Here is a 25162-nt window from a genome sequence, read left to right on the forward strand (position 1 = left end):
CCACACGCAGCAGCGACAAGGCGCAAAAATCGTCTGCTACGGTGAAAATTAGTGCAGTACGTTTCCTTTGTTACAAATTCATCCCCTGAATCCATCAGGGCTGAGTAAAGAGTGCGTCCCTCACTTTCATTTGTAACCAGTTAAAGGTCGTTCACTGGCGTTTTGCTCGACATACTCAAAGCTACAGGCGCGATATTCTACGTGAAAACAAATTAAACGGCAGGTCAAACAGAGTATCTTTGCAAATATTTTTTCACATTGGTGTCAAGCGGCTGAGAGGAGGCAAAAAAATCGCCCTGACCACCCGCCACACCGCGCTCTGTCAACATCTGCCATTCGCTCCGTGAGCGCACACCCGTGGCAAATACTTGCGTTCGCGTTCCCTTGCACGCTTCGACCAGGCTCTGAACCAGCAGCTGATTTTCCGTGCGTTTTTCGATATTCCTTACCAGCCCTGGATGTAGTTTCAATAATTCGACATCCAGCTCCTTGATCCAACTGGTACTGACCAGTGTCAAACCCGCCTGAGTCACCGCAACGCGAGCACCCAGCGCATTCATCAAACGCACCACCGGTCGTAAACGGCTGATGTGTTGACAAACATCCGCCTCTGCAAGTTCAAAAATAATGCGCTTACGTTGCGATTTTTCGCATTGCATTAATACATCGCGCAGCCAACGCTGAAAACGCGGGCGAATAAGCGACTCTACAGTAACCTGTAATGCCAGATTTTCCTCAGGCCAAAACGATAAAAATGGAATAAGGCGTGTAATTTGCTGACGATCGTACTCTTCTGACAGACCGAATTGCAGGACCATAGGCAGATATTCCGCAGAAATTACCTCTTCGGTCCCATCAAAAATACGGCACATTAATTCGCGATGATGGACTTGACCATTTTTCAATACCGCCGGTTTTTGGTAAATCCGAGGCCCGCCACGGCTCAACATCTGCTCAATCAACGTTCTCCAGCGTACATTACCACGCCCTTTTTCTGGCAGCGAATCATCGTAAACCGCCCAGCCATTTGCTCCCTGCAACACCGCGTTACGCGTTGCTGCTTCGGCATGTTCCATCACCTGCTCTGTTGCCTGGCCATCACGCCAGGCGCAGATGCCAATGTGTACCATATCGTCCCGGTCGAGCATTTTACTTGGGGGAAGCGCATCAACAGCCTTCAAAAGCTGGTTGGCAATACTTTCAGACTCTTTCAGCGTGCGGTGGGGTAACAACACGGCAAAATCACTTCGGTGATAACGGGCAAGTAATGAGCCGGGATAACGCATAATGAAAGTTGAAAGCAGGTTAATCAGCGTGAAAAGATTGTCTTCCGCCGCCTTACGCCCCCAGGAGTCACGCAGCAGATCAAAATCAGGCAGGCGAATCATCATGACCACACCATGAGTCCCAACCTTTTCCGGATCGTCCAATAGCGTAGCGAGTTGGTTATCAAAGAAGAGACGGTTGTTGAGGCCCGTTTTATTATCTTGTGCGGCATACGAACGAATCAGTGTATCCATCCGACTACGCTGATCGCTGGCGAACTGGATTTCAGAAAGGAGCATATCCAGTGCGCTGCTGGTCCGCGATGGCCATTCATAAACGGAGCCCCGCACCTGAGGGCCGCGCTCACCGTTTAAGATCCGCACAGAACGTGTTTCCAGTAACTCCTGGCCCGCAAGCTGACGACGCAGCCAACGAACGGCAAGGAAAATCAGCAACACAATAAAAGCAACAGAGACGGTAAGTGGCGCAGTGGTCATCAACGAATGGAAATAATTCGCCATCGGGTCCTGGTAAACCATGCGCAGGGTCATGCCGGGATTTTTGAGTGAATGCACAGTCACTTCACGGTATTGAATTAACGTCCCGGCGGGGCGATAAGTGCCCTGGCGCATATGGCTGAAGACCGTATGTTGCCCTTGTTTAATGTCGACCTGGACAATATCGACAGGGACCATCAATTCATCCAACTCGCGCGACAGCGCAGGAAATGATGTGGTGATAAGCCGGGTATCGATAACCGATGCCACTGACTGAACCCGATTGACCAGTTTGTCCTGAATCGCGTTATAAAAACTCAGGGAACACCCAATCAGGGTAACGAATATAGTAAGCCCCGTCAGCAACGTGATAAAAGCTGAAAACTTCGTCGTTAATCGCATCCTTGAGATTACTCCGTGGGTTGATGGGGATAGCTAGTGAGCACTAACTTTCATTACAGGTGCGGCATACTACCAAACCTGGTGTATCTGGCAATTTATTGCGTTAAATCGGCATCGTGTTTCACTGAGCGAGTATAGTCTTCAGAAATTATTTTCCAATCATCATGCGAAGTGAGGACCCTGTATGCAGGCTTTGATCTTAGAACAGCAAGAAGGCAAAACGCTTGCCTCGGTGCAAACCATTGAGGGAAATCGTCTGCCAGAAGGCGACGTTACCGTCGACATCGACTGGTCCAGTCTGAATTATAAAGACGCACTGGCCATCACAGGCAAAGGTAAAATCATCCGCAATTTCCCGATGATTCCTGGTATCGATTTCGCCGGTCGTGTGCATACCAGCGAAGATCCTCGCTTCCATGCCGGACAGCACGTTCTGCTCACCGGATGGGGAGTTGGCGAAAACCACTGGGGTGGGCTGGCCGCTCAGGCACGTGTCAAAGGTGACTGGTTGGTTCCGATGCCGGCAGGCCTGGATGGCCGCAAAGCGATGATCATTGGCACTGCAGGATTTACCGCAATGCTGTGTGTCATGGCGCTGGAAGAGGCCGGTATTCGTCCTGAATCAGGCGAAATCGTAGTCACAGGCGCGAGTGGCGGCGTGGGCAGTACCGCCGTTGCCCTGTTACATAAACTGGGTTACCAGATCGCGGCAGTTTCTGGTCGTGAAAGCACCCATGATTATCTGCGCCGACTCGGTGCAAACCGTATTTTGAGCCGTGAAGAGTTTGCTGAAACTCGCCCGCTGGAAAAACAAGTTTGGGCTGGTGCTGTCGATACCGTTGGAGACAAGGTCCTCGCCAAAGTGCTGGCGCAGATGAACTACGGTGGCTGCGTGGCAGCCTGTGGTCTGGCCGGTGGATTTGCTCTGCCCACAACGGTGATGCCATTTATTCTGCGCAACGTACGTTTGCAGGGTGTCGATTCCGTCATGACTCCTGCGGCACGTCGTGCAGAGGCCTGGGCTCGTCTGGAACGAGATTTACCGGATGCGTTTTATGCTCAGAGTGCCACCGAAATCAGCCTGAGCCAGGCTCCGGAATACGCTAATAAGATCATAAATAACACGTTCCAGGGCCGCGCCCTGGTGAAGATTGCCTAATCTTCAAATTTTCGTGACATATTCGCGCTAACCCTTCTCCTCCGTCATGCTTAGAAAAACGCATGACGGAGGATGCCATGAAAACCAGAAAACTGACGGAAGCCGACGTAACGTCCGAATCTGTCTTTATGTTACAGCGCCGCCAGATCCTGAAAATGCTGGGCATCAGTGCCACGGCTTTAACCCTTTCACCTGCCGCCCACGCCAATCTGCTTGACTGGTTTAAAGGTAACGATCGTCCTAAAGCCCCTTCCGGCCAGCCATTGACGTTCACGAAACCGGAACAATGGCAAAATAACCTCGCACTGACACCAGAAGACAAAGTTACTGGCTACAACAATTTCTACGAGTTTGGCCTTGATAAGGCCGACCCTGCCGCCAACGCTGGTGGAATGAAAACCGATCCCTGGACGCTTAAAATTGATGGGGAGGTGGCAAAACCGCTGACGCTGGATCACCACGAACTCACCACTCGCTTCCCGCTGGAAGAGCGAATTTATCGTATGCGCTGTGTAGAGGCATGGTCGATGGTGGTTCCCTGGGTGGGTTTCCCGCTACATAAATTGCTGGCTATGGTGGAGCCCACCAGTGATGCTAAATATGTCTCTTTCCAGACTCGCTATTCGCCAGAGGAAATGCCGGGACAAAAGGATCGCTTTATCGGCGGTGGTCTTGAATATCCTTATGTGGAAGGATTGCGACTCGACGAGGCGATGCATCCACTGACCCTGCTTACCGTTGGCGTATACGGTAAAGCGCTTCCGCCGCAAAACGGCGCGCCGATTCGCTTAACTGTCCCGTGGAAATACGGCTTTAAAGGCATAAAATCTATCGTCAGCATCAAGCTGACCCGTGAACGTCCACCGACAACCTGGAATCTCGCCGCTCCTGACGAGTACGGTTTTTTCGCCAACGTAAACCCACATGTTGATCATCCTCGCTGGTCGCAAGCGACGGAGCGGTTTATTGGATCAGGCGGCGCACTCGACGTAAAACGTCAACCCACTCTGCTGTTTAATGGCTATGCGGAGGAAGTTGCCTCCCTTTATCGTGGGCTTAATTTACGGGAGAACTTTTAAGTGCGACTGACCGTAAAACAGATCGTCTGGCTGAAAGTGCTATTGCATTTAGCCGGTTTGCTTCCTTTTATCTGGCTGTTTTGGGCAGCCAGTCACGGCTATTTCAGTGCCGACCCGGCCAAAGACATTCAGCACTTTACCGGTAGGATGGCTCTGAAATTTTTACTGGCGACCTTGCTGATTTCACCTTTAGCGCGCTACGCTAAACAGCCACTATTGATACGAACCCGTCGGCTGTTAGGGTTATGGTGCTTTGCCTGGGCGACAATACACCTCACCAGTTATGCATTGCTGGAGCTGGGTATTAACAATCTGGCCTTGCTGAGCCGCGAACTGGCTACACGCCCTTACCTGACTCTGGGCATCATTAGTTGGTTCATCTTACTGGCGCTGACGCTGACGTCGACGCAGTACGCGCAGCGAAAACTGGGCAGACGCTGGCAACTGTTACATAATTTCGTCTATCTTGTCGCGATCCTCGCACCTGTACATTACCTGTGGTCGGTGAAGATCTTATCTCCACAGCCGATCATCTACGCCCTGCTGGCTTTGATGCTTTTAGTCTGGCGTTACAAGAAGTTCCGCCAGTGGTGGAGATAGTTAACGAAACTGTGCGTTTTCCCGCAGATTACTTATCCACCGCGACTCTTTTTCGGATAGCGGTTGATAATCTTCCCTGATAAGACCAGTATTTAGCTGCCAAATGCTACGAAATCGTTATAATGTGCGACCTTGGTTTTCCTGACAGGGGTTTTCAGCCTCTGAAAAGGTGACAATCGCGCATCGAAGGTATATTTTGTTTTTTACCGGAGAATCGCAGGAGATAGCAGCACAATGGCTGACAAGTTCCAGATCTTAGTTTTGAACGGACCGAACCTCAACATGCTCGGAACCCGCGAGCCAGAGAAGTACGGCACGCTGACGCTTAGTGAAATTGTTAACCGTCTGAGTACGGAAGCAGCTTCGCTGAATGTGGATTTGGATCATTTTCAGTCAAATGCGGAGTACGCAATCATCGACCGTATTCATCAGGCTAAAGACAATGTGGACTATATCCTGATCAATCCGGCCGCGTTTACGCACACCAGTGTCGCTATCCGTGACGCCTTGCTGGCGGTGAGTATCCCGTTTATCGAGATCCACCTGAGCAATGTGCATGCGCGGGAGCCGTTCCGCCACCATTCGTATCTGTCTGATATTGCTACAGGCGTTATCTGCGGGCTTGGCGCGGACGGTTATTCATACGCTTTACAGACAGCGGTCAAACGCTTGTCACAATCACACTAAACAAGAGTACGGAACCCACTCATGGATATTCGTAAGATTAAAAAACTGATCGAGCTGGTTGAAGAATCAGGCATCTCCGAACTGGAAATTTCTGAAGGCGAAGAGTCTGTACGCATCAGTCGCGCAGCCCCTGCCGCTAGCTTCCCGGTTATGCAGCAGGCTTATGCTGCACCGATGATGCAGCAGCAACCAGCCCTGTCTAACGCCGTTGCCCCGGCAGCAGAAGCACCGGTTGCAGCAGCCGCAGAAATCAGTGGTCACATCGTACGTTCCCCGATGGTTGGTACTTTCTACCGCACCCCGAGCCCGGACGCTAAAGCGTTCATCGAAATCGGTCAGAAAGTCAACGTAGGCGATACCCTGTGCATCGTTGAAGCCATGAAAATGATGAACCAGATCGAAGCTGACAAGTCAGGCACTGTGAAAGCGATTCTGGTCGAAAGTGGTCAGCCGGTTGAATTTGACGAGCCGCTGGTCGTCATCGAGTAACGAGGCGAACATGCTGGATAAAATTGTTATCGCCAACCGTGGCGAGATTGCTCTGCGTATCCTTCGTGCCTGTAAAGAACTGGGCATTAAGACCGTCGCTGTGCACTCAAGCGCGGATCGCGATTTAAAACACGTATTGCTGGCGGATGAGACGGTCTGTATTGGCCCGGCTCCATCCGTAAAAAGCTATCTGAATATCCCGGCTATCATCAGCGCCGCTGAAATCACCGGCGCGGTGGCAATTCATCCGGGTTATGGCTTCCTTTCTGAGAATGCCAACTTTGCTGAACAAGTTGAACGCTCTGGCTTCATCTTCATCGGCCCGAAAGCTGACACTATCCGCCTGATGGGCGATAAAGTGTCTGCAATCACCGCAATGAAGAAAGCAGGCGTCCCAACTGTACCGGGTTCAGACGGCCCTCTGACCGACGATATGGATGCTAACCGTGCTCATGCTAAACGCATTGGCTACCCGGTTATCATCAAAGCGTCCGGCGGCGGCGGCGGTCGTGGTATGCGCGTTGTGCGTAGCGATACCGAACTGGCGCAATCCATCTCCATGACCAAAGCTGAAGCGAAAGCCGCTTTCAGCAACGACATGGTTTACATGGAAAAATACCTGGAAAACCCACGTCACATCGAAATTCAGGTGCTGGCTGACGGTCAGGGTAACGCTATTTATCTGGCAGAACGTGACTGCTCTATGCAGCGTCGTCACCAGAAAGTGGTCGAAGAAGCACCTGCGCCAGGCATCACGCCAGAATTGCGCCGCTATATCGGTGAACGTTGCTCTAAAGCGTGCGTTGACATCGGCTATCGCGGTGCTGGTACGTTCGAATTCCTGTTCGAAAACGGCGAGTTCTATTTCATTGAGATGAACACCCGTATCCAGGTAGAACACCCGGTTACTGAAATGATCACCGGCGTAGACCTGATCAAAGAACAGCTGCGTATTGCAGCGGGTCAACCTCTGTCCATCAAACAGGAAGAAGTTCAGGTTAAAGGCCATGCGGTAGAATGCCGTATCAATGCCGAAGACCCGAACACCTTCCTGCCAAGCCCGGGTAAAATTACGCGTTTCCACGCGCCGGGTGGCTTTGGTGTACGTTGGGAATCTCATATCTACGCGGGCTATACCGTACCGCCGTACTATGACTCAATGATCGGCAAACTGATTTGCTACGGCGAAACCCGTGATGTGGCAATTGCCCGCATGAAGAACGCCCTGCAAGAACTGATCATCGATGGCATTAAAACCAACGTTGACCTGCAGGTTCGCATCATGAATGACGAGCACTTCCAGCATGGTGGAACTAACATCCACTATCTGGAGAAGAAACTCGGGCTTCAGGAAAAGTAATCGTGCATTAACGTTAAAAGGCCGGATATTCCGGCCTTTTTTATTTCTGGGGATCGTAAACCCCCATAATGTACAATCCCCGCTTTCTTCATCCACAAGGGACAAAAAATGGACACGCGTTTTGTTCAGGCCCATAAAGAAGCGCGCTGGGCGCTGTGGCTGACCCTTCTTTATCTTATTGCATGGTTAGTGACTGCTTACTTACCAGATTCATCGACCGGTTTTACTGGCTTGCCACACTGGTTCGAAATGGCCTGCCTGCTAATGCCACTGGTTTTTATTCTGCTGTGCTGGCTCATGGTTCGATTTGTCTTCCGGGATATTTCGCTGGAGGATAACGATGCAAACTGAAATTATCGCCGTGCTGGTGATCTACCTGATCATCGTGTTTGGCCTTTCAGCTTATGCCATGCGCAAACGTAGCACCGGCTCTTTCCTCAGTGAGTATTTCCTGGGAAGCCGTTCAATGGGCGGTTTCGTCCTGGCAATGACGCTCACAGCAACGTACATCAGCGCCAGCTCGTTTATTGGTGGCCCGGGTGCTGCCTATAAATATGGTCTGGGCTGGGTATTGCTGGCGATGATCCAGGTTCCTACGATCTGGCTGTCACTCGGTATTCTGGGCAAAAAGTTTGCCATACTCGCCAGGCGTTATAACGCCATCACGCTCAATGACATGCTGCAAGCGCGCTATCAGAATCGTGCCGTCGTCTGGATCGCCAGCGTCAGTCTGCTGGTTGCGTTTGTCGGGGCAATTGCCGTTCAGTTTATTGGCGGTGCACGTTTGCTGGAAACCGCGGCCGGTATTAAATATGAAACCGGACTGCTCATTTTCGGGATCACTATTGCGCTCTACACCGCGTTTGGAGGATTTCGCGCCAGCGTCCTGAATGACACGATGCAAGGCATGGTGATGCTGATCGGCACGCTGGTTTTGTTAGTCGGCGTTATTTACGCTGCGGGTGGCCTGCATAATGCGGTACAAACGCTGGAGCAGATCGATCCAAAACTGGTGAGCCCTCACGGGGCTGATGACATCCTTACGCCAACCTTTATGACCTCATTCTGGGTGCTGGTCTGTTTTGGCGTCATTGGTTTACCCCACACTGCCGTGCGCTGTATTTCCTATAAAGACAGTAAAGCCGTCCATCGGGGCATCATCATCGGGACCATTGTGGTGTCGCTGTTAATGCTGGGGATGCATCTGGCTGGTGCACTGGGTCGCGCCGTGTTGCCGCATCTCACCGTTCCGGATCAGGTGATCCCCACGTTGATGGTTCAGGTGCTCCCACCGTGGGCAGCGGGCTTGTTCCTTGCTGCGCCAATGGCGGCCATTATGTCGAACGTCAATGCGCATTTATTGCAGGCCTCAGCCACACTCGTCAAAGATCTGTGGCTCAGCTCGCAGCCGACTAAACTACACAATGAGCATCGCCTGAAGCGAATCTCAACGTGGACCACGCTAATCCTGGGCGTACTGATGATGCTCGCGGCCTGGCGTCCACCAGAGATGATCATCTGGCTAAACCTGCTCGCCTTTGGCGGCCTGGAGGCCGTGTTCCTGTGGCCGCTGGTGCTTGGGCTGTACTGGGAGCGTGCAAACGCCGCTGGCGCATTGAGCGGTATGATTGTAGGCGGTGTGCTTTACGCCCTTCTTGCGACATTTAAAATTCAGTATCTGGGCTTCCATCCGATAGTGCCTTCGTTACTGTTAAGTTTGCTGGCGTTTGTGGTGGGGAACCGTTTCGGTCAGCCCGTCCCGCAGGCCGCTGTAATTTCTACTGATAAATAAAGAGTTTTGCCATGCCGTGGATCCAATTAAAACTGAATACAACCGGCGCAAACGCCGAAGACCTGAGTGATGCATTGATGGAAGCGGGTTCGGTTTCTATCACCTTCCAGGACACACATGACACCCCGGTGTTTGAGCCTCTGCCAGGTGAAACGCGCCTGTGGGGCGATACTGATGTTATCGGCCTGTTTGATGCAGAAACCGACATGAAAGAAGTGGTGGCGATTCTGGAGAATCATCCTCTGCTGGGCGTCGGGTTTGCACATAAAATTGAGCAACTGGAAGACAAAGACTGGGAACGCGAGTGGATGGACAACTTCCATCCGATGCAATTCGGTAAGCGCCTGTGGATCTGTCCAAGCTGGCGCGCCGTGCCAGATGAAAACGCGGTCAACGTAATGCTTGACCCTGGTCTGGCGTTTGGTACGGGTACGCACCCAACGACCTCACTGTGTCTACAGTGGCTGGATGGCCTGGATCTGGAAGGTAAAACGGTGATCGACTTTGGTTGCGGCTCAGGGATCCTCGCCATTGCGGCACTGAAGCTGGGGGCATCCAAAGCCATCGGGATCGATATCGATCCACAAGCCATTCAGGCCAGCCGTGATAATGCCCAACGTAACGGTGTCTCCGATCGTCTTGAGCTGTATCTGCCCGATGCTCAGCCAGAGGTCATGAAAGCCGACGTCGTGGTCGCTAACATCCTGGCTGGCCCATTACGTGAACTCGCACCATTAATCAGCGTACTGCCCGTTGAAGGCGGTTTACTGGGTCTTTCTGGAATCCTGGCCAGTCAGGCCGAGAGTGTCTGTGACGCTTATGCCGATCTCTTTGCGCTTGATCCCGTCGTCGAGAAGGAAGAGTGGTGTCGCATCACGGGTCGTAAGAAGTAAATTCTCTGGCGTGACCACAGCGGTCACGCCGTCTTAACCCGTACGAACCGTTCAAAATAACCTCACCTCATGCAGAATGATCATGTTCTAAAATGCGATACAGATCGCAAAGAAGGCCGATAATCTGCTGCTAAAAACAGCAGATTATCCCGAACAAGTGATTCATTTATTCAGAAATGATGAGAAGTTACGGGAATTTGTAAGCGTCCACAAAATAACCATAAACACATAACATAATGATTTAAATCATTAATAATTTCCTCAATGCACGCTGAGCGGCTATTCCATGATCTACAACAGTGGATTGTTCAAAGTTTGGCCTTTCATCTCGTGCGAAAAATGCGTAATATACGCCGCCTTGCAGTCACAGTATGGTCATTTCTTAACTCATGCGCATCGGACACCACCAGCTCAGAAATCGCCTGATCGCAGCGCCTATGGCAGGTATTACCGACCGGCCGTTCAGGACGTTGTGCTACGAGATGGGAGCCGGGTTAACCGTTTCCGAGATGATGTCGTCTAACCCACAGGTGTGGGAAAGCGATAAATCCCGTCTGCGGATGGTGCACATTGATGAACCAGGTATTCGTACCGTGCAAATTGCCGGAAGCGTACCTGAAGAAATGGCAGATGCCGCGCGTATCAACGTGGAAAGTGGTGCCCAAATTATTGATATCAATATGGGTTGCCCGGCCAAGAAAGTGAATCGCAAGCTTGCAGGTTCAGCCCTTCTGCAATACCCCGACCAGGTGAAATCTATCCTGACGGCGGTTGTGAGTGCGGTGGACGTTCCTGTTACGTTGAAGATTCGCACGGGTTGGTCGCCGGAACACCGTAACTGTGTAGAGATTGCCCAACTGGCCGAAGACTGTGGCATTCAGGCCCTGACCATTCATGGACGCACTCGCGCCTGTTTGTTCAATGGTGAAGCTGAATACGACAGCATTCGGGTAGTTAAGCAGAAAGTTTCCATTCCGGTTATCGCGAATGGTGACATTACTGACCCGCTTAAAGCCAGAGCTGTGCTCGACTATACGGGAGCTGATGCTCTGATGATAGGACGTGCAGCTCAGGGAAGACCCTGGATCTTTCGGGAAATCCAGCATTATCTGGACACTGGGGAGCTGCTTGCCCCACTGCCACTGGCAGAGGTTAAGCGCTTGCTTTGTTCGCACGTTCGGGAATTGCATGACTTTTATGGTCAGGCAAAAGGGTACCGAATTGCGCGTAAACACGTCTCCTGGTATCTCCAGGAGCACGCTCCAAATGACCAGTTTCGGCGCACATTCAACGCCATAGAGGATGCCAGCGTACAGCTGGAGGCGTTGGAGGCATACTTCGAAAATCTTGCGTAATGAAATAAAGAGCTGACAGAACTATGTTCGAACAACGCGTAAATTCTGACGTACTGACCGTTTCCACCGTTAACTCTCAGGACCAGGTAACTCAAAAGCCCCTGCGTGACTCGGTTAAACAGGCACTGAAGAACTATTTTGCTCAACTGAATGGTCAGGATGTTAATGACCTGTATGAGCTGGTATTGGCTGAAGTTGAACAGCCACTGTTGGACATGGTGATGCAATACACCCGCGGTAACCAAACCCGCGCTGCGCTGATGATGGGTATCAACCGTGGTACTCTGCGTAAGAAACTGAAAAAATACGGCATGAACTAATTTCGATTAGCGAAATGCTTGTTTAAAAAGGCGCTACTCGGCATGGGGAAGCGCCTTTTTTATTGCCTTCAACGCGTAGCGTCAAGGGTTTGTAAACCTTCTTTGCTCTCGCTTTTAAACCTCTGCTTTTCGTGTATATTTCCACCACCCTACTGATTCTCTTCTCCTGGAATGGCGCAATGATACGTAAATACTGGTGGCTGGTTGTGTTTGCTGTGTCGGTTTTTATTTTTGACGCACTACTGATGCAGTGGATTGAACTGCTTTCCACCGAGACGGATAAGTGCCGCAACATGAACTCCGTGAATCCTCTCAAACTGGTAAATTGCTCAGATCTCGATTGACCCAAAAATCGCACGAAGATCCTCCTATCTCCTTGATAAAAACAGGGACTTAAATCCCTTTTCGTCATATCGTGACGATGATAATGTCTCAGCCCTTCCCATCTGCCATTGCATCATGCTGCACTGAGAATGAGTTGAACACACCATGCTGGTTAGCCAATACAACCAAATCCTCGTCGTCCTCTCCTTTGTCGTCGCTATCCTTGCTGCCTATACAGCACTGAACATGGCTGCACGCGTTGCCGGAAGCCAGGGCGTTTCTGCTCGCATCTGGCTAGCTGGAGGTGGCGTTGCCATGGGGATCGGTGTGTGGGCGATGCATTTCATCGGCATGCTGGCAATGGAGTTGTCTATGAGCATGAGCTATAGCCCTGGACTGACTCTACTCTCAATGGCGATTGCTATTGGTTCGTCATTGTTTGCGCTTTGGCTCGTCAGTTGTGAGAAGCTTCGTTTGCGCCGGCTTCTGCCCGGCGCACTGGTGATGGGAATGGGTATCGTCGCCATGCATTACACCGGTATGGCCGCGCTGGAAACCACTCCAGGGATTGTATGGGATAAAACCTGGGTGGCTATTTCCGTGCTGATTGCTCTCGCTGCCTCACTTGCTGCACTATGGCTGACATTTCGCCTGCGGCATGAAGCCGCTCAGGTAGCACTGATGCGTCTGGGTGCGGCTATCACAATGGGGATAGCCATTGCGGGTATGCACTACGCAGGCATGAAGGCCGCACAGTTCCCGACCGCCACCATGATGCATCACGATGGTATTAACGGCAGTTGGCTGGCTGTGCTGGTGAGCGTCGTTGCACTGTCCATTCTGGGTATTACGTTGCTCGTCTCTATGCTGGATGCCCGCCTGCAGGCGAGAACCTCTTTGCTGGCCTCTTCTCTCGCTGAGGCCAACCGCGAGCTGGCACAACTGGCGCTACACGATACCCTGACCCGGCTGCCAAACCGGATTCTGCTGGAAGACCGACTCGATCAGGCCATCAGCAAGGCTGATCGTGAAGGGACACATTTCGCCCTGATGTTTATGGATCTTGATGGCTTCAAAACGATCAACGATGCCTATGGGCATGACGTCGGGGATAAGTTGTTAGTCGCTGTGACTCAGCGCTTATTACAGCCCTTGAAAGGCCAATACACGCTTGCACGTATCGGTGGCGATGAGTTCGTTATGTTGGCCGAAATTGGAGGCCCTGATGATGCCGCCTCGCTGGCAAACTCGCTGGTACGTGCGATTGATAGTCCCTTCAATCTGGATCCTTATGAACTGGTCGTCACCCTCAGTATCGGCATCGCACTCTACCCTCATGATGGTCAGAACGATCGTGAACTGATGTTTAACGCAGATGCTGCGATGTATCACACCAAACATATGGGCCGAAACGGCTATCACTTTTTCCAGCCCTCGATGAACACACTGGCGCAGACACATTTACAGTTAATGAATGATCTGTGGCTGGCGATTGATCGTAATGAATTACGTCTGCTCTATCAGCCGAAATTCCACGCACCAGCAGGCCCGATTCTCGGTTTCGAAGCACTGCTTCGCTGGCAGCATCCAAAACAAGGTTTACTCACTCCGGATATGTTCCTGCCCCTGGCTGAAAAAACAGGGCTGATCATTCCTATCGGTAACTGGGTGATAAATGAAGCCTGCCGCCAGCTACGTGAATGGCATATTCAGGGGCATCATGACTGGTCAATGGCCGTCAACTTATCAACATTGCAGTTCGAGCAACCGTCGCTGGTTAAGTCAGTTCTTGACTGCCTGGCACGCCACAATGTGCCACCCGAAATGCTGATCCTTGAAGTGACTGAAACCACAGCGATGAGCAATCCTGATGAAAGCGTACGCGTCCTCACTGAACTGACTGATGCAGGCGTGAAAGCGTCAATCGATGACTTTGGTACGGGGTATTCCAGTTTGTTGTATCTCAAACGACTCCCTGCCTGCGAACTCAAAATCGATCGTGCTTTTGTTAAGGAGTTAAGCGGAGAAAGCGATGATGCCACAATTGTCTCAGCTATTGTCGCGCTGGCAAAAACGTTAAATCTGAAAGTGGTTGCTGAGGGGGTTGAAACCGAAGCACAGCAGGAATTTCTCACTGAGTTGGGTTGTAATACACTGCAAGGATATCTGTTAGGCAAACCGGTTACTGCTCAAACCGTCGAAGAGCTTTGCCTTCGCGGAGAAATACCGGCATATAAACATGACATGCCGTTATGACGCGGCATCATAAGTCACATACGGCATTCGCGTAATATGCAGTGTCGTCAGGATGTTATCCACCAATGCAGGAGCCTGCTGGTAAAGGTTAAAACTGTCGCGATTCATTAACCAGTTTTTAATTAATCCGCTAAAGAATCCATGAAAGACGATCAACGCAAGATCAATGTTCACGTGTGATGAGATAACTTTTTTTGAAATGCACAACTCGAGTGTTTTACGAAGATAATCATCACTAATACCAATACGTTTCCGAATTTCACACTCTGAAACCATATCATTATTAAATTCACACTTATGATACAGAATTTGTAAAAGTGCACACTGCCGTGGTTCATGAGCGATATATTGCAATGCCGTTATAAATTGCTCACGAAGCATTAATAAGGGATCATCTCCTGCCGAAAGTAACAAACGATCGCTAATCATGTCACGTAGTGGCATTTGCTGTTCCCATATTGCATTAAATATCTCTGCTTTACTGGAAAAGTGCCAGTATACCGCACCACGTGTTACGTTCGCGGCATCAGCAATATCGGTAAGCGTCGTATTTGCCACCCCTCGCGTAGCAAATTGTCCAATAGCCGCTTCAATCAACGACTGCCGAGTCTGTTGTGCCTCTTCTTTCTTCCTGCGCACCATAAATTGTTACTCACTACTCATAGGATTGTGACACTACCTGGAATCACCGAAATGGTTTTATAAGAAGTATTCACCATAATCAGAATTAATGATGTACAAAAAAAGTCAGCGGTCATATTCATAATAACGACAAATAATTATGCAAATCAAATTCACCAAACAAATAAATTACGTTACTAAAAACACATTTGCGCCGTTACTTTGCCAGAATTGTGTTGCTGATTATACTGGGCTTGATTCTGATTTTTATGCACTGACCTTACCTCCGCACTTATAAATTAAAGAATATTAAATACTCTCATTATTATACGCGGCACTTTTTGGTCTTCTTGCTCATCAATTTCTCACCGATTCACGGCAATTATCGGTTAATTGGTATTTAAAGGAACAGTAATGACAATTCATTTCAGGCTCTTACCCTTATCCGGTTTTATTGTCTGTGCCGCACTACTCAGCGGATGCGATGGACAGGAAAACCAGCAACAACATGCCCAGGCTCCTCAGGTCACAGTCCACATAGTGAAAAGTGCACCACTGGCGGTGACAACAGAATTACCCGGCAGAACAGATGCTTTTCGCGTAGCAGAAGTGCGTCCTCAGGTTAACGGAATCGTTCTGCGCCGCAATTTTACGGAAGGGAGTGATGTGAAAGCAGGTGAATCCCTTTATCAAATTGACCCTGCAACATACCAAGCGGCCTATGACAGCGCAAAAGGTGAACTGGTGAAAGCCCAGGCGGCAGCGAATATTGCCCACCTGACGGTGAAACGTTATATCCCTCTTGTGGGTACGCAGTATGTCAGTAAGCAAGAGTACGATCAGGCCGTTGCGACCGCTCAACAAGCGGAGGCGGGTGTCATCGCCGCACAGGCCGGTGTGGAAAGTGCGCGAATCAACCTTGCCTATACCAAAGTCACCTCCCCTATCGACGGACGTATTGGAAAATCCAGTGTCACCGAAGGGGCGTTGGTCACGAACGGGCAGGCTACGGCACTGGCAACCGTACAACAGCTAGATCCAATATATGTCGATGTAACACAATCCAGTACGGATTTTATGCATCTGAAGCAGTCGAGCCTGCAAAAAGGGGAAAGCACCAGTACCGTTGAACTGCTAATGGAAAACGGGCAGCCCTATCCGCTGAAAGGCACGCTGCAATTTTCTGATGTGACGGTAGACGAAAGCACTGGCTCTATCACCCTTCGGGCGATCTTCCCAAACCCTCAGCACATGTTACTGCCAGGTATGTTCGTACGCGCTCGCATCGACGAGGGTCTGCAGCCTGATGCCATTCTGGTTCCGCAGCAGGGCGTTACTCGTACACCTCGCGGTGATGCCACCGTGCTTGTCGTCAATGAAAAAAACCAGGTTGAGTCACGCACCGTGGTTGCGGCGCAGGCCATTGGCGATCGCTGGCTGATTACCGAAGGTTTGAAGAACGGTGAGCGTGTCATTGTCAGTGGTCTCCAGAAAGTCCACCCTGGGGCCATTGTCGTGGCAACGCCGGATATATCAGCCAATACAGCCAGTAAGGGTTGAGAATATGGCTAATTTCTTTATTCAAAGGCCCGTTTTTGCGTGGGTGCTCGCCATCATCCTGATGATCGCCGGTGGACTGGCAATTCTGAAACTACCAGTCGCCCAGTATCCAACCATTGCACCGCCTGCTGTGGCTGTAACGGCAACCTATCCTGGTGCTGATGCCCAAACCGTGCAGGATACCGTTACACAGGTTATCGAACAGAACATGAACGGTATCGATAACCTGATGTACATGTCATCCACCAGCGATGCATCCGGTAGCGTCACCATAACACTCACCTTCCAGTCGGGAACCGATCCGGATATCGCCCAGGTTCAGGTTCAGAACAAGCTTCAGCTCGCCATGCCGTTGCTGCCACAGGAAGTACAGCAGCAGGGGATCGGCGTGGAGAAATCCAGCAGTAGCTTCCTGCTGGTTGCAGGCTTTGTGTCGGACAATAAAAATCTGACGCAGGATGATATCTCCGATTACGTTGCCTCCAACGTCAAGGATGCTATCAGCCGTACAACAGGTGTCGGTGATGTTCAATTATTTGGTGCGCAATATGCGATGCGTATCTGGCTCGACAGTAATGCGTTGAATAAGTACCAGTTAACGCCGCTGGATGTTATCAACCAGCTAAAAACGCAGAATAATCAGATTGCTGCAGGACAGTTGGGCGGGACACCTTCAGTACCTGGGCAGCAGTTAAACGCCTCTATCATTGCCCAGACCCGTTTAAAAACACCGGAAGAGTTTGGCCGTGTGACGCTAAAGGTAAACCAGGACGGCTCTATGGTGCATCTGAAGGATGTGGCCCGCATTGAGCTGGGTGGCGAAAACTACAACATGGTCACCAAAATCAATGGTCAGGCGGCAACGGGGCTGGGGATTAAGCTGGCGACAGGGGCTAACGCACTGGATACCGCTGCAGCAATCAAAACTAAACTTGCCCAGTTGCAACCGTTCTTCCCACAGGGACTGAAAGTTGTTTATCCGTACGATACAACTCCCTTTGTGAAAATCTCGATTCATGAAGTAGTAAAAACACTCTTCGAAGCCATCATTCTCGTCTTCCTAGTGATGTACCTGTTCCTGCAAAATCTGCGTGCGACGCTCATTCCCACAATCGCAGTTCCGGTTGTACTGCTCGGGACATTTGCCGTGTTGGCCGCGTTTGGTTTCTCCATCAACACCCTGACGATGTTTGGGATGGTGCTGGCAATCGGTCTGCTCGTCGATGATGCCATTGTGGTTGTCGAAAACGTCGAACGTGTGATGGTTGAAGATAAACTGCCACCAAAAGAGGCAACGCAGAAGTCCATGGAGCAAATTCAGGGCGCACTGGTCGGTATCGCGATGGTGCTCTCTGCCGTATTTATCCCGATGGCCTTTTTTGGCGGGTCGACAGGCGCGATCTATCGCCAGTTCTCACTCACGATTGTTTCCGCCATGGCGCTGTCTGTTTTAGTTGCCCTAATTCTGACACCAGCGTTATGTGCAACCTTGCTTAAGCCCGTTACCAATGAACATCACGACAAAAAAGGCGGCTTCTTTGGCTGGTTCAACGCCCTCTTTGAAAAGAGCGTGAACCATTACAGCAACAGCGTCAGCGGTATTTTACGTAAAACGGGTCGCTACTTACTGGTCTATGTGGTTATCGTTGGCGGCATGGCTGTATTGTTCCTGCGTTTACCAACCTCCTTCCTGCCAGAAGAGGATCAGGGTGTATTTATGACCATGGTTCAGCTACCCGCAGGGGCAACGCAGACACGTACACAGCAAGTTCTCGATCAGGTTCAGGATTATTATCTGAGCAAAGAAAAGGAGAATGTTGAGTCGGTCTTCACTGTTAACGGTTTTAGCTTTAGCGGCCAGGGGCAAAACTCAGGTATCGCCTTTGTGAGCCTAAAACCCTGGGAAGAACGTCCTGGTAGTAAAAACGGTGTTGAGGCAATTGTAGGCCGTGCGATGAAAGCGTTTAGCCAGATAAAAGATGGTTTAGTCTTTCCGTTTAATCTGCCCGCGATTATCGAACTGGGAACGGCAACCGGGTTTGATTTTGAACTCATTGACCAGGCGAACCTGGGGCATACACAACTTACACAAGCAAGAAATCAGTTGCTTGGCATGGTAAAAGATCATCCTGACCTGCTGGTCCGTGTACGTCCTAACGGTCTGGAGGATACGCCACAATTCAAACTGGATGTTGATCAAGAGAAGGCGCAAGCACTGGGTGTGAGCCTGTCTGATATTAATCAGACGATCTCAACGTCATTAGGCGGAACCTATGTAAATGACTTTATCGATCATGGTCGAGTGAAAAAAGTCTATGTTCAGGCCGACGCCCGCTTCCGTATGCTGCCTGGCGACATCAACACACTCTATGTACGCAGTGCAAACGGTGAAATGGTCCCTTTTTCTGCCTTTAGCAACGCTCACTGGGTTTCAGGTTCACCGCGACTGGAACGTTACAATGGGATGCCATCCATGGAGATCCTCGGCGAATCCGCCCCAGGTAAGAGTACCGGCGAGGCCATGGCGATGATGGAAAGCCTTGCATCAAAACTGCCTTCAGGCATTGGATATGACTGGACAGGCATGTCTTACCAGGAACGCCTCTCCGGCAACCAGGCTCCCGCACTGTATGCCATTTCACTGATGGTGGTGTTCTTATGTCTGGCTGCACTTTATGAAAGCTGGTCTATTCCGTTCTCCGTAATGCTGGTCGTGCCTTTAGGGGTTATCGGTGCACTTCTCGCAGCCTCGTTACGCGGGTTGAATAATGACGTTTATTTCCAGGTCGGTCTGCTCACCACAATCGGATTATCGGCCAAGAATGCCATCCTGATTGTTGAGTTTGCTAAGGACCTGATGGAGAAAGAAGGCAAAGGCATTGTCGAAGCCACTCTGGAAGCATCAAGGATGCGTCTTCGCCCAATCCTGATGACTTCATTGGCATTTATTCTTGGTGTCATGCCACTGGTGATAAGCAGTGGTGCCGGCAGCGGAGCACAAAATGCCGTCGGGACAGGTGTAATGGGGGGAATGTTATCTGCAACGCTTCTCGCCATTTTCTTCGTGCCGGTATTCTTTGTGGTTGTCAGACGTCGGTTTACACGTCATCAGGATTAATACATGACGAAAAGGCACTCACCGTGCCTTTTCATTTTGACCACCGCGACCCGTTATTGAGATTATCTATAACAAATAAAACCCAGCAGTATTTACATTAAGTCTGATTGAAAATTCTCATAACTTCATATTTTCTCCACTAATTAATCTGCAATCCCGATTTCCTCCACGATTTTTACAATCCACATAATTTGAGATTATTCCTCGTGCAACGCTGGCGTACCACAATGGTAAAATAGCCACAGATTCGCTAATTGCTCTCCCGGTTTTAAAGCGAATGAGAGAAAATACTGAGGTAACATCATGAAAAGATTCATTTCCGTTGCACTTCTCGCTGCGCTGCTTGCTGGTTGCGCGCACGATTCTCCATGTGTACCGGTATACGACGATCAGGGCAGGCTTGTTCATACCAACACCTGCATGAAAGGCACAACCCAGGATAACTGGGAAACAGCAGGTGCAATCGCCGGTGGTGCAGCTGCCCTCGCAGGCCTGACATTAGGTATCGTCGCATTGACCAAGTAATGTCCAGGGCGTGAATTCACACTTCAGAAAGCGCGGCATTGCCCGCGCTTTTGCTTTCTGCTGTTGTAAATAGGTGTTGCTTTGAAATAGTGCAGCATTTTCAGATAAGTAAAAAAATAGCCCTGAATTATTCCTGACGAATAATTCAATTCTGATTACCATCACACCTTTTTTATGTATCCATTTAGTTTTTACATTCCATTGTGATGATTTTCACATATTAATCACATTAAATACCCTGCCAATATTCACGTCCGAAATCATCTATTGTTTTCGCCTAATACTTCAGAAAACTTTTGCTCTAATTTGTGGCGCAGGTTGTCATTTCGCACCATTTCGGGGCGCTCGATTTATTTAACCCTGTCTACACTCTGCATTATGCGTTCAATTATCTCTTATTTTGTTGAACGTAAAACCTGGCATTACGTTTGCTTTATATACGTTGGCCAATGCCACAGACAGGTCAAAGCGTTTTAAAACGCCTCTATAACGATAAATTTCGCCACACAGGATGCATTATGAAAAAGACGATGATAGCCAGCCTGGCCGCCGCGGGCGTGTTGTTTGCTGTAGCCAGTCAGGCCCACGCGGGCACGACACTTGATGCCGTAAAAAAGAAGGGCTTTGTGCAGTGCGGGATCAGTGACGGGTTACCTGGCTTCTCTTATGCCGACGCCAACGGCAAATTTACCGGTATTGATGTTGATGTGTGCCGTGGTGTTGCAGCAGCCGTGTTCGGTGATGACAGCAAAGTAAAATATACCCCGTTGACGGCGAAAGAACGCTTCACTGCACTGCAATCTGGTGAAGTTGATATGCTCTCCCGCAATACCACCTGGACCTCTTCTCGTGACGCTGGTATGGGCATGTCATTTACCGGTGTCACCTACTATGACGGTATCGGTTTTCTTACCCACAACAAAGCTGGCCTGAAAAGCGCTAAAGAACTGGATGGCGCGACGGTTTGTATTCAGGCTGGTACAGACACAGAACTGAACGTCGCTGACTATTTTAAAGCGAACAAGATGAAGTACACGCCAGTCACCTTCGATCGCTCTGACGAATCCGCAAAAGCACTGGAATCCGGGCGCTGCGATACGCTGGCATCAGACCAGTCTCAGCTGTATGCCTTGCGTATCAAATTGAGCAATCCTGCTGAGTGGATTGTATTACCTGAAGTAATTTCCAAAGAGCCTCTCGGCCCTGTTGTCCGCCGCGGCGACGAAGACTGGTTCTCCATTGTACGCTGGACCTTGTTTGCCATGTTGAACGCCGAAGAAATGGGGATCAACTCGAAAAACGTCGATGAAAAAACAGCTAATCCTTCAAATCCTGATATGGCCCACCTTCTGGGTAAAGAAGGTGATTTCGGCAAGGATCTTAAACTGGACAATAAGTGGGCCTATAACATCATCAAACAGGTTGGCAACTACTCTGAGATCTTTGAGCGCAACGTAGGATCGGAAAGCCCGCTGAAGATCAAACGTGGCCAGAACAATCTCTGGAATAACGGCGGCATTCAGTACGCACCGCCAGTACGTTAAGTATCGAGCTGTAACGGGCACTGCACATGCAGTGCCCAGTCCAGAGTCATGGTTACCGAGGTTTCTTTATGTCCCATCGCCGCTTTGCCGTAAAAGGATCATTATCCTTTTCTCATCCTGCGGTCCGCGCCTGGCTATTCCAGATTATTGCCATCGTCGCCGTTGTGGCTGTCGCCATTTATTTAATCCACAACACCGTTACTAATCTGAGTAATCGCGGCATTACGTCCGGCTTTGCGTTCCTGGATCGCAGTGCGGGTTTTGGTATTGTCCAACACCTTATCGATTATCAGGAAGGAGATACTTACGGCCGCGTATTCGTGGTCGGTTTGCTGAATACACTGTTAGTCTCAGCGCTCTGTATTGTGTTCGCTTCGGTGCTCGGATTTTTCATCGGACTGGCTCGGTTATCTGAAAACTGGTTATTAAGAAAACTGTCGACAATTTACATCGAAACGTTTCGTAATGTTCCTCCACTGCTACAGATATTTTTTTGGTACTTCGCTGTATTACGTAACCTCCCAGGCCCACGCCAGGCAGTGGATGCTTTTGACCTTTTTTACCTGAGCAATCGCGGGCTATATATCCCCTCACCTCAGATTGCTGAAGGACTGTTTGCGTTTATCATTGCCATCGCCATTGATCTCACCATTTCAGCAGGGGTTTTTCGTTATAACCGTAAACATCAGATTAAAACCGGCCAACTTCGTAAGACATGGCCAACAGCAGCAGCTCTTATCATTGGCTTACCGTTATTAACCCACTGGATTTTTGGCGCAGCCCTTCACTGGGATATCCCGCACTTACGCGGTTTCAATTTCCAGGGTGGAATGGTACTTATCCCTGAGCTGGCGGCTCTTACACTGGCACTATCGATCTACACCTCTGCATTTATTGCCGAAATTATCCGCTCGGGAATTCAGGCTGTTCCTTACGGTCAGCATGAGGCAGCTCGCTCCCTGGGGTTGCCAAATACAGTGACGCTTCGCCAGGTGATTATTCCGCAAGCGCTACGCGTCATTATTCCTCCACTCACCAGCCAGTATCTCAACATCGTCAAAAACTCATCACTGGCAGCTGCCATTGGCTATCCCGATATGGTCTCACTGTTCGCCGGAACCGTACTTAACCAGACCGGGCAAGCGATTGAAACCATCGCCATCACAATGTCTGTCTATCTGATCATCAGTCTGGCAATTTCATTGTTGATGAACATTTATAACCGTCGCATCGCATTGATTGAGCGCTAAGGAGCCATGATGACAAAAGCGATATTGTCTCACCCTTCGCGTCCTGCCAGATCTGGCGGTGGGCGTTTCATCGTGTGGGCGCGCAAAAATCTGTTTTCCAGCTGGAGTAACAGCCTGCTCACCATTGTGTGTTTGTGGCTAATATGGGAACTGATCCCGCCGTTAGTAAACTGGGCGTTTTTGCAGGCCAACTGGATAGGCTCAACCCGTGCCGACTGTACAAAAGCCGGGGCATGCTGGGTATTCATCCATGAACGTTTTGGTCAATTCATGTATGGATTGTACCCACACGAACAACGTTGGCGGATCAACCTGGCGCTGGTTATCGGCCTGCTATCAATCACACCAATGTTCTGGAAAACGCTGCCATATCGTGGGCGCTATATAGCCTGTTGGGCTGTTGCCTATCCGATTATTGTGTGGATTTTGCTGTATGGAGGCTTCCTGGGACTGGAGCGAGTCGAAACACGTCAGTGGGGCGGCTTAACACTGACGCTCATTATCGCCTCTGTGGGAATAGCCGGTGCACTGCCATGGGGCATTTTGCTGGCACTTGGTCGTCGGTCAAAAATGCCAGTCGTACGCGTGCTTTCCGTTATCTTTATCGAGTTCTGGCGCGGTGTGCCGCTCATTACGGTTCTGTTTATGTCTTCCGTTATGTTGCCTTTGTTTATGGCTGAAGGTACGACGATCGATAAGCTGATCCGTGCCCTTGTCGGGGTCATTCTTTTCCAGTCCGCCTATGTTGCCGAAGTCGTGCGTGGTGGTCTTCAGGCCTTGCCTAAAGGTCAGTATGAAGCAGCCGAGTCATTGGCACTTGGTTACTGGAAAACTCAAGGGTTGGTGATATTGCCGCAGGCACTCAAGTTAGTCATTCCAGGATTAGTGAATACCATCATTGCACTCTTCAAGGACACCAGTCTGGTGATTATTATCGGATTGTTCGATCTCTTCAGCAGTGTGCAACAAGCCACCGTGGATCCCGTCTGGCTGGGCATGTCGACCGAAGGTTATGTCTTTGCTGCACTCGTTTACTGGATTTTCTGTTTTAGCATGTCGCGCTACAGCCAGCATCTGGAAAAGCGCTTTAACACCGGGCGTACACCGCACTGAGGATATTATGAGCCAGATTACTATGACACCTGCCGACGCGATGATTACGCTGGAAAACGTCAATAAATGGTACGGACAGTTTCACGTACTGAAAGATATCAATTTGAAGGTAAAACAAGGAGAGCGAATTGTTCTTTGCGGGCCTTCAGGTTCAGGGAAATCAACAACAATTCGCTGTATTAACCACCTTGAGGAGCATCAGCAGGGACGTATTGTTGTCGATGGTATCGAATTGAATGAGGATATTCGTAATATCGAACGCGTACGTCAGGAAGTTGGGATGGTATTCCAGCATTTTAACTTGTTCCCACATCTGAGCGTTTTGCAGAACTGTACGCTGGCGCCTATCTGGGTTCAAAAAATGCCTAAAAAGGAAGCCGAAGCACTGGCGATGCACTACCTGGAACGTGTACGAATTGCTGAACATGCCAATAAGTTTCCAGGCCAGATATCAGGCGGCCAACAGCAGCGTGTAGCGATAGCTCGCTCATTATGCATGAAGCCAAAGATTATGCTGTTTGATGAGCCTACATCCGCCCTCGATCCGGAAATGGTGAAAGAGGTACTGGATACTATGATTGGACTGGCACAGTCCGGGATGACCATGCTCTGTGTGACGCATGAGATGGGGTTTGCCAGAACGGTAGCGGATCGGGTGATCTTTATGGATCGCGGGGAAATTGTTGAGCAAGCACCGCCAGACGAATTCTTTGCTCATCCTAAGTCAGAACGTACTCGAGCATTCCTGTCGCAGGTTATTCATTAATAATTTCGTTGCCCGGAGGCGTTCGCTTACCGGGCCTACGATGATATTTCTGTATTGCAAAAACGCAAAAAGGCCATCCGAAAGGATGGCCTTCTCACTTATTTGATGTCTGGCAGTTCCCTACTCTCACATGGGGAGACCCCACACTACCATCGGCGCTACGGCGTTTCACTTCTGAGTTCGGCA

The 25162-nt window shown here is 50.0% G+C and carries 22 protein-coding genes; 20 read left to right on the top strand and 2 right to left on the bottom strand.

The window, feature by feature from the left end; genetic code table 11:
• Positions 1–224 precede the first annotated feature (224 nt).
• Complete coding sequence (csrD, locus tag GF617_RS03110) at positions 225–2165, bottom strand: RNase E specificity factor CsrD (RefSeq protein WP_203451027.1); 1941 nt, start codon at positions 2163–2165, stop codon at positions 225–227.
• A 184-nt stretch (positions 2166–2349) separates the two neighbouring features.
• Between csrD and GF617_RS03115 the strand changes: the two genes are divergently transcribed.
• From GF617_RS03115 to GF617_RS03175, 13 genes are all read left to right on the top strand, one after another.
• On the top strand, positions 2350–3324 hold the full coding sequence (locus GF617_RS03115; RefSeq protein ID WP_181621015.1) for an MDR family oxidoreductase: 975 nt from the start codon (positions 2350–2352) through the stop codon (positions 3322–3324).
• Between the two features lie 77 nt (positions 3325–3401).
• Positions 3402–4403: a protein-methionine-sulfoxide reductase catalytic subunit MsrP gene (msrP, locus tag GF617_RS03120; RefSeq protein WP_181621017.1), complete on the top strand. Its 1002-nt coding sequence runs from the start codon at positions 3402–3404 to the stop codon at positions 4401–4403.
• Positions 4404–5003, top strand: coding sequence for a protein-methionine-sulfoxide reductase heme-binding subunit MsrQ (gene msrQ / locus GF617_RS03125; RefSeq protein ID WP_181621018.1), 600 nt, complete (start codon positions 4404–4406; stop codon positions 5001–5003).
• A 234-nt stretch (positions 5004–5237) separates the two neighbouring features.
• Entirely contained in the window at positions 5238–5690 is a 453-nt protein-coding gene (gene aroQ, locus GF617_RS03130) for a type II 3-dehydroquinate dehydratase (protein WP_203451028.1), read from the top strand.
• Positions 5691–5711: 21 nt separating this feature from the next.
• Positions 5712–6179 carry an acetyl-CoA carboxylase biotin carboxyl carrier protein gene (gene accB, locus GF617_RS03135; RefSeq protein ID WP_181621021.1) on the top strand — a complete coding sequence of 156 codons (468 nt, stop codon included), beginning with the start codon at positions 5712–5714 and terminating at the stop codon, positions 6177–6179.
• Positions 6180–6189: 10 nt separating this feature from the next.
• The gene (gene accC, locus GF617_RS03140) at positions 6190–7539 is read left to right on the top strand and encodes an acetyl-CoA carboxylase biotin carboxylase subunit (protein WP_181621023.1); all 1350 of its coding nucleotides are present in this window, start codon (positions 6190–6192) and stop codon (positions 7537–7539) included.
• 108 nt (positions 7540–7647) lie between these two features.
• Positions 7648–7890 (top strand): YhdT family protein, encoded by a 243-nt coding sequence (locus GF617_RS03145; protein WP_181621025.1) that lies wholly within the window; start codon positions 7648–7650, stop codon positions 7888–7890.
• Positions 7880–9331, top strand: coding sequence for a sodium/pantothenate symporter (gene panF, locus GF617_RS03150; protein ID WP_181621026.1), 1452 nt, complete (start codon positions 7880–7882; stop codon positions 9329–9331). Before GF617_RS03145 ends, panF begins: the two co-directional genes overlap by 11 nt.
• 11 nt (positions 9332–9342) lie before the next feature.
• Positions 9343–10224 (top strand): 50S ribosomal protein L11 methyltransferase, encoded by an 882-nt coding sequence (prmA, locus tag GF617_RS03155; RefSeq protein ID WP_203451029.1) that lies wholly within the window; start codon positions 9343–9345, stop codon positions 10222–10224.
• A gap of 389 nt (positions 10225–10613) precedes the next feature.
• Entirely contained in the window at positions 10614–11579 is a 966-nt protein-coding gene (dusB, locus tag GF617_RS03160; protein WP_181621030.1) for a tRNA dihydrouridine synthase DusB, read from the top strand.
• Positions 11580–11602: 23 nt separating this feature from the next.
• A complete protein-coding gene (gene fis / locus GF617_RS03165; protein ID WP_000462905.1) occupies positions 11603–11899 on the top strand; it encodes a DNA-binding transcriptional regulator Fis in 297 nt (98 codons plus the stop codon).
• Positions 11900–12078: 179 nt separating this feature from the next.
• Entirely contained in the window at positions 12079–12243 is a 165-nt protein-coding gene (locus GF617_RS03170; RefSeq protein ID WP_181621031.1) for a DUF2556 family protein, read from the top strand.
• Between the two features lie 145 nt (positions 12244–12388).
• Complete coding sequence (locus GF617_RS03175) at positions 12389–14479, top strand: bifunctional diguanylate cyclase/phosphodiesterase (protein ID WP_181621033.1); 2091 nt, start codon at positions 12389–12391, stop codon at positions 14477–14479.
• Here the strand turns inward: GF617_RS03175 and envR are convergent.
• Positions 14474–15121, bottom strand: coding sequence for an acrEF/envCD operon transcriptional regulator (gene envR, locus GF617_RS03180; RefSeq protein WP_181621035.1), 648 nt, complete (start codon positions 15119–15121; stop codon positions 14474–14476). The two genes, GF617_RS03175 and envR, sit on opposite strands and share 6 nt — an antisense overlap.
• Before the next feature lie 393 nt (positions 15122–15514).
• On the opposite strand from envR, the gene GF617_RS03185 reads away from it, so the two are divergent.
• The 7 genes from GF617_RS03185 to GF617_RS03215 all read left to right on the top strand — a co-directional run bounded on the left by GF617_RS03185 (position 15515) and on the right by GF617_RS03215 (position 24976).
• Positions 15515–16660, top strand: a complete 1146-nt coding sequence (locus GF617_RS03185) for an efflux RND transporter periplasmic adaptor subunit (RefSeq protein WP_181621037.1) — start codon at positions 15515–15517, stop codon at positions 16658–16660.
• Between the two features lie 4 nt (positions 16661–16664).
• Positions 16665–19778, top strand: a complete 3114-nt coding sequence (locus tag GF617_RS03190) for an efflux RND transporter permease subunit (RefSeq protein ID WP_181621039.1) — start codon at positions 16665–16667, stop codon at positions 19776–19778.
• A gap of 303 nt (positions 19779–20081) precedes the next feature.
• A complete protein-coding gene (locus GF617_RS03195) occupies positions 20082–20303 on the top strand; it encodes a lipoprotein (RefSeq protein WP_181621040.1) in 222 nt (73 codons plus the stop codon).
• 518 nt (positions 20304–20821) lie between these two features.
• A complete protein-coding gene (locus tag GF617_RS03200; RefSeq protein WP_181621041.1) occupies positions 20822–21847 on the top strand; it encodes an amino acid ABC transporter substrate-binding protein in 1026 nt (341 codons plus the stop codon).
• Between the two features lie 68 nt (positions 21848–21915).
• A complete protein-coding gene (locus GF617_RS03205; RefSeq protein ID WP_203451030.1) occupies positions 21916–23097 on the top strand; it encodes an amino acid ABC transporter permease in 1182 nt (393 codons plus the stop codon).
• Positions 23098–23106: 9 nt separating this feature from the next.
• Entirely contained in the window at positions 23107–24210 is a 1104-nt protein-coding gene (locus tag GF617_RS03210) for an amino acid ABC transporter permease (RefSeq protein WP_203451031.1), read from the top strand.
• A gap of 7 nt (positions 24211–24217) precedes the next feature.
• Positions 24218–24976, top strand: coding sequence for an amino acid ABC transporter ATP-binding protein (locus GF617_RS03215; RefSeq protein ID WP_181621044.1), 759 nt, complete (start codon positions 24218–24220; stop codon positions 24974–24976).
• The last annotated feature ends 186 nt before the right edge of the window (positions 24977–25162 follow it).

Source organism: Lelliottia sp. RWM.1, assembly GCF_016859735.1.
Lineage (GTDB): Bacteria > Pseudomonadota > Gammaproteobacteria > Enterobacterales > Enterobacteriaceae > Enterobacter.